This window comes from Pseudomonadota bacterium (assembly GCA_034660915.1).
In the GTDB taxonomy this organism is placed as follows: domain Bacteria; phylum Desulfobacterota; class Anaeroferrophillalia; order Anaeroferrophillales; family Anaeroferrophillaceae; genus DQWO01.
This window is the reverse complement of record JAYEKE010000137.1, coordinates 1-11,811: the sequence shown is the minus strand read 5'-3', so window position 1 is coordinate 11,811 and position 11,811 is coordinate 1. Positions and strand designations below refer to the sequence as shown.

General features: G+C 50.9%; 15 protein-coding genes. All 15 read right to left on the bottom strand.

Features of this window, described 5'->3' with window-relative positions; all coding sequences use genetic code 11:
• Positions 1-508 (bottom strand): mechanosensitive ion channel (locus U9P07_08415; GenBank protein ID MEA2109425.1); only part of this gene is annotated, 508 nt, incomplete at its 3' end.
• Between the two features lie 32 nt (positions 509-540).
• The gene (locus U9P07_08410; GenBank protein MEA2109424.1) at positions 541-1,116 is read right to left on the bottom strand and encodes a LemA family protein; all 576 of its coding nucleotides are present in this window, start codon (positions 1,114-1,116) and stop codon (positions 541-543) included.
• Positions 1,117-1,239: 123 nt separating this feature from the next.
• On the bottom strand, positions 1,240-2,025 hold the full coding sequence (locus U9P07_08405; protein ID MEA2109423.1) for a TPM domain-containing protein: 786 nt from the start codon (positions 2,023-2,025) through the stop codon (positions 1,240-1,242).
• Positions 2,009-2,746, bottom strand: coding sequence for a hypothetical protein (locus tag U9P07_08400; protein ID MEA2109422.1), 738 nt, complete (start codon positions 2,744-2,746; stop codon positions 2,009-2,011). Before U9P07_08400 ends, U9P07_08405 begins: the two co-directional genes overlap by 17 nt.
• A gap of 12 nt (positions 2,747-2,758) precedes the next feature.
• Complete coding sequence (locus tag U9P07_08395; GenBank protein MEA2109421.1) at positions 2,759-3,334, bottom strand: peptidylprolyl isomerase; 576 nt, start codon at positions 3,332-3,334, stop codon at positions 2,759-2,761.
• A 184-nt stretch (positions 3,335-3,518) separates the two neighbouring features.
• The gene (locus U9P07_08390; protein MEA2109420.1) at positions 3,519-5,222 is read right to left on the bottom strand and encodes a YgiQ family radical SAM protein; all 1,704 of its coding nucleotides are present in this window, start codon (positions 5,220-5,222) and stop codon (positions 3,519-3,521) included.
• Between the two features lie 34 nt (positions 5,223-5,256).
• A complete protein-coding gene (locus U9P07_08385) occupies positions 5,257-5,547 on the bottom strand; it encodes a Dabb family protein (GenBank protein ID MEA2109419.1) in 291 nt (96 codons plus the stop codon).
• 85 nt (positions 5,548-5,632) lie between these two features.
• Entirely contained in the window at positions 5,633-5,773 is a 141-nt protein-coding gene (locus U9P07_08380) for a hypothetical protein (GenBank protein MEA2109418.1), read from the bottom strand.
• Positions 5,774-5,809: 36 nt separating this feature from the next.
• Positions 5,810-6,586, bottom strand: a complete 777-nt coding sequence (locus U9P07_08375; GenBank protein ID MEA2109417.1) for a cupin domain-containing protein — start codon at positions 6,584-6,586, stop codon at positions 5,810-5,812.
• Positions 6,579-7,589 carry a UDP-glucose 4-epimerase GalE gene (galE, locus tag U9P07_08370; GenBank protein MEA2109416.1) on the bottom strand — a complete coding sequence of 337 codons (1,011 nt, stop codon included), beginning with the start codon at positions 7,587-7,589 and terminating at the stop codon, positions 6,579-6,581. The genes U9P07_08375 and galE overlap by 8 nt, the downstream gene beginning before the upstream one ends.
• Before the next feature lie 334 nt (positions 7,590-7,923).
• Entirely contained in the window at positions 7,924-9,108 is a 1,185-nt protein-coding gene (locus tag U9P07_08365; GenBank protein ID MEA2109415.1) for a TraB/GumN family protein, read from the bottom strand.
• 194 nt (positions 9,109-9,302) lie between these two features.
• Positions 9,303-10,763 (bottom strand): pyruvate kinase, encoded by a 1,461-nt coding sequence (pyk, locus tag U9P07_08360; protein ID MEA2109414.1) that lies wholly within the window; start codon positions 10,761-10,763, stop codon positions 9,303-9,305.
• An 84-nt stretch (positions 10,764-10,847) separates the two neighbouring features.
• A complete protein-coding gene (locus tag U9P07_08355) occupies positions 10,848-11,138 on the bottom strand; it encodes a DUF2288 domain-containing protein (protein ID MEA2109413.1) in 291 nt (96 codons plus the stop codon).
• 24 nt (positions 11,139-11,162) lie between these two features.
• Positions 11,163-11,438: a TMEM165/GDT1 family protein gene (locus tag U9P07_08350; GenBank protein MEA2109412.1), complete on the bottom strand. Its 276-nt coding sequence runs from the start codon at positions 11,436-11,438 to the stop codon at positions 11,163-11,165.
• A 38-nt stretch (positions 11,439-11,476) separates the two neighbouring features.
• Positions 11,477-11,811, bottom strand: a 335-nt coding sequence (locus U9P07_08345; protein ID MEA2109411.1) for an AIM24 family protein, incomplete at its 5' end; no start/stop codon positions are given.

The window sequence follows — 11,811 nt, the reverse complement described above, 5'->3', positions numbered from 1 at the left end:
TGAGATCCACCCGCCTGGTCGGCATGGTTGAGTAGTTGGTAATTGTACCGCCCATGACGGCTGAGTTGGGGATGATGACCACCTTGTTGTCCGGGGTTTTCAGGATGGTGGTGAAAATACTGATTTCACTTACAGTTCCAGTCATCCCGGCGGCATCAATAAAATCCCCGGCTTTAAAGGGATGAAAGATTATCAGCAGAAAGCCGGCGGCAAAATTTGCCAGGGAGCCCTGCAGGGCCAGGCCGATTGCCAGACCAGCGGCGCCGAGAACGGCGATAAATGAGGTGGTCTGCACCCCCAGTTTGGAGATGGCGGCAATGACCACGAAAACGACAATTGCGGTATAAATCAGGTTGCAGGTGAACGAGATAATCGTTGGTTCCATCGCCTTTTTGGTCATTAACTTTTCAACCACTTTTCTGATCAGCTTTGCCACCCAGCGACCAATGATAAAAATGGCGACGGCGGCTATAAGCCTCAGGCCGTAGACGACAACCAGTGCCTGCATGTTTTCCACGTTGATTCTCCTTTATTCTCCTGTTAGAATTTTACTTTGGGGACGGCTTTCTCACCTTCCGGTAACTCATAGTAGGTTGCTTTGCTGACTCCGGCAATGCTGGTGAAAAAATGGCCGTAGAAAGTTCGGGCATAGGTATTCAGACCCTGAACCGCATCGTTGTAGCGTTGCCGTTCCACAGCAATCCGGTTTTCCGTTCCTTCCAGGCTGTCCTGTAGTTTGAGAAAAGACTGGTTGGCCTTTAGATCCGGGTAGCTTTCCTGGAGCATCAGCAGGCGGGAAAGAACCCCTTCCAGCTGGTTGGCTGCCACTACCTTGTTTTTGGTGCTTCCAGCCTGAAAATATTTTGTCCGGGCTTCGGCAATGTTTTCAAAAAGTTCTTTTTCATGGGAGGCGTAGCCCTTGACGGTTTGAATCAGATTGGGGATCAGGTCATAGCGTCTTTTCAGCTGGTTTTCAACCTGGGCCCAACACCCTTTAATGTTTTCGTCCATGGCCACGGCCTGGTTGTAGCCTTTGATCACCCAGCCAAAGGTCATGAAGCCGATGAGTAACAGAATCGCCACGGTGATGAGAATGTTTTTTACTTGCTTAGACATACAACTCTCCTTGAAATATGTGCATTCTGGTTGATTGAATTCTCAACTTTTTTAAGTTGTTCTGGCTTGTGGGGTGCGCTAAAGCAATGTCCCCGCGTCCGTTTCCTGACTGCTGATAGCTGTTTACCAGCCGCCGGAAGCCCCTCCACCGCCGAAGCCTCCGCCGCCGCCACCGCCAAAACCACCGAAGCCGCCGCCACCAGATCCACCCCAGGAGCCGCGCCTGCCGCCCATGGCGGAAAAAAGCAGGAGCATCAGGAAAAGCCGAGGATTCTTGATAAATATGATAACCAGGACAATCAGGAACAGCAGCGAGATAATTTTACTGAACAGGCTTGGCTTGCGGCGAGAGGTTGAATGCTGCCCGGGATGGTTTTTCAGCTTCGGCATCCCGGTGACGCTCACGTCGGCATCAGTGGCAACCTCACGGGCCACAGCCAGTACGGCGGCATAAATTCCTTTATTATATTCCCCCCGGCGGAAAAACGGTACCAGGTAGGTGCGTCCGAGACTGCCGACAAAGCTGTCCGGTAATACTCCTTCGAGACCATAGCCGATTTCAAAGCGGTACTTTCGATCTCCGCTTGAAATCAACAGCAGGACCCCGTTGTCTTTCCCTTTTTGTCCCAGTTTCCAGCGATCGTGGGCAACGTGCAGGGAAAAATCTTCCAGGGATTCTCCCTCCAGACTGGGAATGGTAAGAACCACCATCTGGGCGCTGGTTTTTTGTTCCAGTTCCTGCAGGTAACCGTTGATTTTCTGCTCAGTGGCTGAATCAACCAGGTCGGCCTGGTCAACTACATAGTGGTCTGGCTGTTCCGGCAGCTGGATAGCGGACGCGTAAGTGACCGGCAAACAGCAGCATAACAGCAGGGCAAGCCAGAAAAAAAACCTAGTTCTGGTGTTCATCAACCAAATCCCCCAACTGCTCCAGGGCCTGGTAGCAGTTTGTAAATATCGTGTTCAGTTGGTCCATGGACAGGTTCTGTCGTTTCCCGTGTGCCTGAAAGATGCTGCCAAAAGCGGAAAGATCAATGGTTGTGGCTTTTTGAAGTTGATCAAGGACTGTCGTTGGATTAATAGCCGGCTGGCTGCCAAGCAGCATGACGACGCCGCGAAAGAGAGGCAGGTAGCGGGAGAAGGCGTGGTTGAATCCATCCGCCAGAATTTTTCGGTTACCAGCGGCGGAAAGATAGTCCTGGCGCAGGCCGATTAAGCGGATTTTGAGCTCCCGTTCACATTGGTGTCGCAGGTCATCCATCCTGATTTCCAGGTTTTTCAGCAGGTCTTCCCCGTGAATTGTTTGATGTAAAATCTTGAGATCCAGAAATTCAATCGGGAAAACATCAAGGGAACTGCTGATGTAGTAGGGAGTCATGATCAACGGGGCGGCAATTCCTTTTTTGCCGTATTTTTTCCCCAGCGGCGCCAGCAGCTTTAAGAAATCAAGCTCCATCTGGTGGAGTACAATTACCGAATGGATGTCGGCCAGTTTCGGATTAAAATCATCCGTCAAAGCGCTGCCGGAAACATGAACTGAATGGATATGTTTGCCATCGGCAGCCATGACTTCACGCATGAATGGCAGATAACGGTCGGCAATTGCAGGCGGTAGGTTGGTTTCGGTCATTTTGCCGCTCCTTTACGGTTTTTTCCGGGTGGCTTTGTTGATGATTACCGGTATCGTGGGGACGTCACGGTAATGACCATGACTGCCGGTAGGAACCCCGGCGATGGTATCGACCACGTCCATTCCTTTTACCACCTTGCCGAATACTGCATAGCCAAAATTGCCGGCCCGGTGATCAAGGGAGGCATTGTCGCCTAAATTGATAAAAAACTGGGTGGTGGCGCTGTCTACCACCCGGGTACGGGCCAGGGAGAGGGTCCCACGAAGGTTTTTCAAGCCGTTGTCAGCTTCGTTTTTAATCGGGGCCTTGGTGGTTTTTTTAACCATTTCCGGGTTGAAACCACCACCCTGGATAACAAAGCCGGGAATAACCCGGTGGAAGATGACGTTGTCGTAAAAGCCGCTGTCCACATAGGCGAGGAAATTTTTAACCGAGATGGGTGCCTTGTCGGCATAGAGTTCGATGACCATATCTCCCTTGGTGGTGGAAAAAACCACTTGCGGGTTTTGGGCCGCGGCGACGGCAGTGCTTCCGTAAGCCATAGTGATGAAAAAGATTGCAAAAAGGAAAAGAAGTGTTTTTTTCATGGCGTGATTCCTCAGGTAAAATATGTTGAAAATTTTATTGTTACCACGAAGCACACGAAGATCACGAAGGACTGAAAAAATTACTTTTCTTCGTGTCTTTCGTGCTCTTCGTGGTTGCATTCATTTTTGGATTTTTTTTGGAGTGATTGAATATTATCGATTTTACCGATAATGGCCGAAACAATCAATAAGTTTTTTTCTGGGGTTTTGGCAGCAGCACCATTTTCTGTTTTTCTTTTGCCCGGGGATTTTTTTCGACAAAAAGTGCTTCGCCGGTAAATGGGTCGGTTCCGGTCCAGTACATGAGGCTGGAATAGGTGGAGGGTGTCGGGGTGAAAATCTGTATCTGTTCCGGTCTGACTTTCAGTTGTTGGCTGACGAATTGCCGCAGTTTCAGCATGTGGTCCATGGTGCAACCCGGGTGCGCCGCGATCAGGTAATAGGTTAGGAACTGTTTTTTGCCGGCTTCTCGGGTAAACCGGTAAAAACGATCTTTGAATTCCAGCAGCAGGTCAATCGTCGGTTTGCCCATTTTCTCCAGGATTTCAGGTTCACTGTGTTCCGGGGCAACCTTTAACTGTCCGGAGACATGATGCTGGACTAGTTCTTTCAGGTAGCGGTCGCCGTATTTTTGGTCGGCCAGTACCAGGTCGTAGCGAATTCCCGAAGCCACAAAGACTTTTTTTACTCCCGGCAGTTGTCGCAGCTTTTTCAACAGGCGGCCCTGGCTTAGATGTTGAACCGGAAGGTGGTCGCAGACCTTGGGGAAGAGGCAGCGCTTGTCGGGACAGATGCCCCGGCTGATTTTTTTCTCGCATTCAAAACCGTACATGTCGGCCGTCGGGCCACCGACATCAGAAATAATGCCCTTGAAATCAGGATGCTGGCTCAGTTGCCGGGCTTCGGCGATGATGGAGTCTTCACTGCGCCAGCGGACTGTCTGTCCCTGATGAACGGCAATAGCACAAAAATTACAGGCGCCGTAGCAGCCACGGTGGCTGGCCAGGGAAAACTGAATGGTATCCATGGCCCGTACTTTACCTGATGTCTGGTAATAGGGGTGGACGCGGCGTTCAAAATCAAGAGCATACACCCGGTCAAGTTCAGCCTGGTTGAGGTAAAACGCCGGTGGATTATGAATCAGGTAACGGTCACCATGACGTTGATAAAAGCCCCGGGCCGAGACTGGATCCTGATTGCGGTAGAAGAGTTGGAACATCTCGCTGAATTTTTGTCGATCATCCTTAACCATGTCGTAGCCCGGCAGCTCAAGATACTCTGCCGGTGGTTCTTTGCCGCGATAACAAAGCCCGCGGATATCTTCCGCCGGTTTTTGTTCCTGTAGCCGGTGGGCCAGCTTAACCATGGAATTTTCCCCCATCCCGTACATGAGGTAATCAGCCTTGGCGTCGAATAATACCGAGCGGCGGATACTGTGGGACCAGAAATCATAGTGGGCAAGGCGCCGGAGGCTGGCTTCAATTCCACCGAGAACAATGGGTCGGGTTTGTTTGAAGTAACGGCGAATGAGGTTGGTGTAAACAATAACTGCCCGGTCCGGGCGGCGATGGTTACGGCCTCCCGGGGTCAGATCATCCCGGTGTCGGTGTTTGCCACTGGCTGTATAATTTGCGACCATGGAATCAAAACTGCCACCTGAGACACCCCAGAAAAGTTCAGGTTCTCCCAGCCTGGTGATGTCAACGTCAGAATTAATGGCCGGTTGGGCAATAATGCCGACTTTGAATCCGGCCGCAGCCAGTACTTTGCCGATCAGGGCGGTGCCGATAAAGGGACTGTCAAGATAAGTGTCGCCGGTAATCAGGATAATATCCAGGCTGGACCAGCCGAGTGAATGCAGCTCAGCGGTGGTGGTGGGGAGAAACATGGTTCAGGAGCTCATAAACAAATGGAATGACAATTTATACCTGGAAATCAACTGTGGCAATCTGGTTGCAGGCAGCCTTGACCAGAACCAGTACCTCCTGGTGTGCCGGATACAGCTGGTAGCGTTTTAAAGCTTCAGGATCGGCAAAAGTGGAAACCAGGGCGAAATCAAAGGACCGATCAGAATGGATGATATCCCGGCCGAATTCAAAACTTTGTATTTCAGGAATTGCCGCCGGCAATGCCGCCAGACCCTTCTCGATGGCATTGATTTCCGCATCCGTCACTTCTGGCTTGAATTTCAAGAAAATAAGATGCCTTAACATTCCAACCTCCGGTTAATCATTTTATTCTTTCTCAACTTTCTGACTTGCATTGCCAAGGACATATTGCCGGATGTTCGGGCTTGGCTCATAGCCTGTCTGCCGACAGGCAGGCGGTATTGGCCGCCGAACGAATCACACGATGTGATTCGCGGCGGACGCCCGGGGACATTGCTTTAGCGGTGTCCCCCATAGCCATGGACGGCCGGCGAGAATGAGCGAGAGCCATGCCGGAACATCCCCTGGAGATTTCTTGCAGCTGTTTTTAGAGCAACTCAGAAAGTTGAGATTCTTTGTTTTTCAAGATTGAAATTTCCCCCAGCCGGATTCCCGGTTGTGGTGGTTCATAGCGTTCATAGTAACCTATAAGTTGACCGTTACCATCACGTACCGCCCGCATGAAAAGTCGTTTTTTTTCAGTATTGTGAATCAGTCTTTCGTCTTCACCGTTTTTAAAAGCTTCCAGATTCTCGATGATAATTTTCCTTGAATGCTTATTGTGACAGTCAAGCAGCGAGCGGTTCAAAAGATTGGCCCCATCTTTGAAATGGTTGCGGGCGGTTTTGTTCATATAGCGGATGATATGATTCGTATCCACGAACAGAAAGGGATCTTTGAGACTGTCCATGAAAGCATGTAACAGGGCATAATCGACGGTTTTGCTGTTTTCCATTGGCGACGTTCCGTTATGTTCTAAGGGTTCATAATGGATGGTCAGCCAGATTGACGGCTGATCGGGCTCGGTCCAGACAACCCGGTGTTTCCGGTGGGCGGGAATGTTGAGATAATCTCCGGGACGAAGTTCGATTTCTTCGTTCTGATCGGCAAAAACCAGCCGGCCGCCGCCGGAAAGAAGAATAACCCATTCGGAATGATCCTGGTCATACCAGAAATTTTTATCTGAGGCATGGCCGTGAGAGACGATGCGCTCCAACCGGAAATTTTTGCTTTGCAGCAGAGTTTCAACCCATTCATTTGCTGCCGGAACCGTAAAAGCTGAAAAAATATTTTTCAGTTCCTTTTTTTGCTGGTCGTCAGGCATAGCCGTCCGGGTTCCCTTCCTGCCAGCGCCAGGCATCGGCGGTCATGGCCTCAATTCCCCGCTGCGCGGTCCAGCCCAGTTCGTTCCTGGCCAGAGAGGGGTCGGCATAGCAGGTGGCAATATCGCCGGCCCGGCGGCCGACGATTTCATAGGGTACTTTTTGTCCGGAAGATTTCTCAAAGGCGTGAATCATTTCCAGAACGCTGTACCCTTGGCCGGTACCCAGGTTGCAGGTGAAAATTCCAGGGTTTGCGGATAGCTTTTCCAGGGCCCGCAAATGACCGATGGCCAGGTCCACCACGTGGATATAGTCCCGGACGCCGGTGCCGTCCGAAGTCGGATAGTCGTTGCCGAAAACCGCCAGTTTCTGTAGCTTGCCCACTGCCACCTGGGAAATGAAGGGCAGCAGGTTGTTGGGGATGCCGTTGGGGTCTTCGCCAATGCGGCCACTTTCATGGGCTCCCACCGGATTGAAATAACGCAGCAGGGCGATACTCCACTGTTGCTCAGCCCGGTACAGATCCTGAAGAATTTCCTCGATCATCAGCTTTGATCGACCGTAAGGATTGGTGGGGCCAAGGGGAAAATCTTCCTTGATGGGAACCGTCCTGGGGTCGCCGTAGACGGTGGCGGAAGAGCTGAACACCAGGGTTTTGACCCGATGGTTTTTCATCACTTCGCAGAGGTTGATGGTACCGGTAATATTATTGTGGTAGTAGCTTAAGGGTATTTCAACTGACTCGCCCACCGCTTTCAGCCCGGCAAAATGGATGACCGCATCGATTGGTTGGGCGGCAAAAACTCTTTCCAGGGCTGGTTTGTCCAACAGGTCAACCTGGTGAAATACAAGTGTTTTGCCAGTCAATTCCTGTACCCGGATTAACGATGTTTCCTTGCTGTTTGACAGGTTGTCAACGACAATGACCTGGTGGCCGGCATGCAGCAGTTCCAAACAGGTATGGCTGCCGATGTAGCCAGTGCCTCCGGTAACTAAGATATTCATAACTACCCTCTTTGTATCCTTAAGTTGAGCGATTAGCTTTTAGCAGTTAGCCCAATAATTACAAGATGTTTAATATCACCTACCGTAAATATTCGACTTTGTCTATAGATTGACAAATTTTTATTATTTCTCACAGAGACACGGAGTCACAGAGGGCAAATGACTGGGGTTCTCTGTGACTTTGTGCCTCTGTGAGAGTATTTTTATCTTTTCTGAAAACGTAGTCGAATGTTTACCACCCATCTTCACCCATTGGGTGTTGTTTGAAATTAACATAAGACACTGATTTTACGAAGCTAAATGCTAATGGCCAACAGCTAATTGCTTGACTTAGTTAAAACATGCGGGCGGCAATCCAGCTGCCGGAGATAAAGGTGCCGATGGAACTGCCCAGATTTGCCAGGACGACCACCAGCAGGATGCGGCAGGCTGGGTTCAGCCAGAATCCTTTTACGGAAGAAATGGCATTGGGCAAATCTTCGAGATCGGCCACCGTCGGCTTTTTTACATAGGCCTGAACCATCCCGGAGATCCAGCCGGCGGCTACCAGGGGATTCAGACTGGTGAGCGGGGCGGCCAGAATTGATGACAGAATTGTCAATGGATGGGCCAGGGCCACGGCTGCGCCCAGTCCGGCAAGCAGGCCGTTAACCAGGATCCAGATATAGATGGAATGCAGGGAGAACTGGCTGCCGCCCTTGAAAAAGCCGCCGATCAGCATCGCCACGATTAATCCGGGGATTGCCCATTTCAACACTCCAGGGACCCATGACTTTGGTGGCAGGCTGGTAATTGATTTCAGATCATGATCTTCCTGGATGTATTTCATAATGCCCGGAACATGACCGGCACCAACCACGGCAACTACGGTTTTTCCAGGGGCTTCCCTGATTTTCTGGGCCAAATAAATATCACGTTCATCAATCAGCCGTTTTTTGACTTCGGGAAAAGATTCCCCCAGGGATTCAAGAATATGGTCAAGCTGGTCCTGCTCTTTCATTTCTTCAATGAGACCCGCGTCAATTTCCTCAGAACTTAAGAGGCTGAACAGGAGATGGCCGGTCATTTTCAACTTGTTCCAGAAATTCAGGTATCCCCAGACCCTTTTCAGGGTGATTTCAATGCTGCGGTCGGCCAACACCAGCGTGGCACCGGTTTCTTCCGCCACCTGGTAGCCGGCAATCATTTCAGCGCCGGGCTGCACTCCCAGTTGATCGCCGATTTTGCGGTAGAAGGAAGTCATGGCTAGTTGAGCCAGAAGAAACAAGGCTTTCTTTTCCCTGACCACCTTGACAATATCCATCTGTTTCCAGGCATCCTGCCGGTTAAGAGCCTGGTAGCGGGCCAGGCACAACTCAACGCCGACCGCATCCGGCCTGATCAGCCGGATGGTTTTTTCTACATCCTCAACACTTTCCCGGGAGACGTGAGCGGTTCCCAGCAGGTAAACGGTTTTATCGTTTACCGCCAGTTTCTGGACGCGGTTGGGCAGTGTCAGTTCCTGTTCGTTTGGGGACATTATTCCAACTTTAATGGCAGATTGCAATCCGCTTTTTTTTGGGGGTTATCTTCCAGGTTCGCAGTCCCGTCTCGATGGTGTCCCCAAATTTTATGCTATTTTACCGGATTATATTTTTTTAAAGACCAGCATCAATACACCATTCCGGGTTTTAAGTAAAGCTGATGGCTTCGCCTGTCTCGAATAGGAAGTTTTTATTGTTCCATCGGGTTCAGATTAATCGTTTCTACCCGGACGGAATTGGCACTGCCGCTGGCGAAAAATTTCCCGCTTCCCCGGGTAATGACAATTCGGTCGCCATTATTCAGCTGGCAGCGTTCCCTGACTTCCCTGATAACATCGGTTTCCAGATCAGGGTGGTCTTCCTGGTAATCTTTGAGGAAAAATGGGCTGACACCCCAGAAAAGGCACATTTTTCTGACTACTCGCCTATGGTGCGAAATCCCGAGGATGGAAACTCTGGGTCGATACTGGGTGATTCGCAGGCAGGAATGGCCGGATTCGCTGACCGCCAGGATCCGCTTGGCGCCGATTTTTTCCGCCAGCAGGGAGGCGGTCAGCATGATGGCATCATCCACCCGGGCCAGATCGAGGTTCCTCAGGCTGGGACGTTCTTTGGGGGTTTTTTCCGCTTCGCTGATAATTTTCCCCATCATGCTTATGGCCGCTAAGGGATACTTGCCGGAAGCTGTTTCAGCACTGAGCATAACCGCGTCGGTTCCGTCCCAGATGGCGTTGGCCACATCGCTGGCTTCGGCCCTGGTTGGTATTGGACTTTCAATCATAGATTCCAGCATCTGGGTGGCGGTAATGACCGGCACGCCCTGATTATTACAGCGGTTGATAATCTGCTTTTGGATGGTTGGCACCAGGTGATTGCCGATTTCAACCCCCATGTCGCCGCGGGCCACCATGATTGCATCCGCGGCCTCAATGATTTCCAGGATATTTTTGATGCCTTCCGGATTTTCAATCTTGGCCACCACCGGGATGTCATTTTCCTGTTTGCTGATTGCCTCTTTGACCTGGAGTACATCTTCTCGTTTACGGACAAAGGAGAGCGCAACATAATCAATTTGATGTTTGAGGCCGAAAGCCAGATCCAGCCGGTCTTTTTCGGTGAAACTGGAAGTGGTGACGATAGAATCCGGCAGGTTAATTCCTTTGTTTGAGGTCAGCTCTCCGCCGACTTCCACTTTGATTTGATAGGTATCCCCTTTGCGGGCTACAGCCCGGGCGCTGATCATCCCATCGGCAAAAAGGATCCGGTCGCCATCCCGACAGTCTGAGACCAGCCGTTCATAGGTGGTGGGGATGAAGCGGTCATGGTATTCCGGGTGGCGATTCCGGGCTTTAGTGGCTCCAATCATCCAGGTTTCACCTTTCCGCAACTGCAGAGGTGCCGACAGTTTATCAATCCGGATTTTCGGTCCCTGGAGGTCAATGAGAATGGCAACTTCCAGCCCGGTCTCTCTGGAAGCTTCCCGGATGTTTTTAATCAGCGCCGCGTGACTTTCATAGGTTCCATGGCTCATGTTGATACGGGCGACATTCATCCCCGCCACAATCAAAGCGGCGATCATCTCCACCAAAGATGAAGCCGGTCCCAGGGTGGCAACTATCTTGGCATGACGTCCCAGGTTTGCCCTGATCATAATCAATTCTCCATCTGTTTTCAGCCGTTCTTTCCCGGTGAAAACATTTCAGCGGTTTTTGAAAACTGTCTCAATATGCTTTTTTTATGAAGGTAATTGAACCAGGACAAAGGGCTGTACGATGATACAGGTAAATATGGTATTCCCCGTTTCCCATTGTTCCATCTGGGTCGGGGTTGGTCGGGTTATTTTACCGTCATCAAGCCACATCCGAATTTGTTCAGCTCGATCTTCGGCCACCTGCACGGCAACTTCAAGCAAATCAAGTTGAGGATGGATCAGCAGCAGAACTCCACGTTCGGCATGGGGTTTCAGTAATGGCCAATCGGCGGTGCCGATCTCATTTTTAAGTTTTTCTGTTGCTGGTTTTTGCATAAAGATAATTTCTATTTATCTCATTTACCATGCTTTGGCGATGGTCCAGATGCCGATGGTAATAAAAACAACTCCAGCCAGAATGGCTAACTGTCTGGTTTCCACATAGCGTGAGAGCAGAGTGCCGGCCAAAACTCCGATGGCTGAAGTGCAGATCAGAGCCAGGGCCGCGGCCGCGAAAATGGTTAATTTGTCGGCATGCCGGTCGGCGGCAAACAGCATGGTGGCCAGCTGGGTTTTATCTCCCAGCTCAGCCAGGAAAACGGTAGCGAAGACAGTAAAAAATATCTTTCCGTTCATGGTTTTTTTCCGAACGTTAGTGGATAGGTTTTGCTGATTTAATCACCGTCAAGCAGGTTTCCGAGACTTCCCAGCACTGATCCTTCACCCTTGCGACTGCCACCGGCCCGGGGAGCGTGGGCCAGAACCCGATCCGCCAGGCGGGAGAAGGGGAGGCTTTGGAGCAGTACCGTCCCGGTACCCTGGAGGGTGGCCAGGAAAAGTCCTTCACCGCCGAAAAACATGGATTTCAGGCTGCCGGCCCGCTGGATGTCATAATCAATTCCACCGGTGAAAGCGACGATGCAGCCGGTGTCTACCCGCAGCTGTTCATTGACCAGCTTTTTGGTGATCACCGTGCCGCCGGCATGGATGAAAACCATGCCATCACCGC

Bases quoted from the DNA above. Each gene is read 5' to 3' on its own strand.
- U9P07_08400 (MEA2109422.1), bottom strand. From the start codon at position 2,746: ATGACCGAAACCAACCTACCGCCTGCAATTGCCGACCGTTATCTGCCA.
- U9P07_08355 (MEA2109413.1), bottom strand. From the start codon at position 11,138: ATGCAAAAACCAGCAACAGAAAAACTTAAAAATGAGATCGGCACCGCC.
- pyk (MEA2109414.1), bottom strand. From the start codon at position 10,763: ATGATCAGGGCAAACCTGGGACGTCATGCCAAGATAGTTGCCACCCTG.
- U9P07_08395 (MEA2109421.1), bottom strand. From the start codon at position 3,334: ATGAAAAAAACACTTCTTTTCCTTTTTGCAATCTTTTTCATCACTATG.
- U9P07_08405 (MEA2109423.1), bottom strand. From the start codon at position 2,025: ATGAACACCAGAACTAGGTTTTTTTTCTGGCTTGCCCTGCTGTTATGC.
- U9P07_08410 (MEA2109424.1), bottom strand. From the start codon at position 1,116: ATGTCTAAGCAAGTAAAAAACATTCTCATCACCGTGGCGATTCTGTTA.
- U9P07_08390 (MEA2109420.1), bottom strand. From the start codon at position 5,222: ATGTTTCTCCCCACCACCACCGCTGAGCTGCATTCACTCGGCTGGTCC.
- U9P07_08380 (MEA2109418.1), bottom strand. From the start codon at position 5,773: ATGGCTCTCGCTCATTCTCGCCGGCCGTCCATGGCTATGGGGGACACC.
- U9P07_08385 (MEA2109419.1), bottom strand. From the start codon at position 5,547: ATGTTAAGGCATCTTATTTTCTTGAAATTCAAGCCAGAAGTGACGGAT.
- galE (MEA2109416.1), bottom strand. From the start codon at position 7,589: ATGAATATCTTAGTTACCGGAGGCACTGGCTACATCGGCAGCCATACC.
- U9P07_08350 (MEA2109412.1), bottom strand. From the start codon at position 11,438: ATGAACGGAAAGATATTTTTTACTGTCTTCGCTACCGTTTTCCTGGCT.
- U9P07_08375 (MEA2109417.1), bottom strand. From the start codon at position 6,586: ATGCCTGACGACCAGCAAAAAAAGGAACTGAAAAATATTTTTTCAGCT.
- U9P07_08365 (MEA2109415.1), bottom strand. From the start codon at position 9,108: ATGTCCCCAAACGAACAGGAACTGACACTGCCCAACCGCGTCCAGAAA.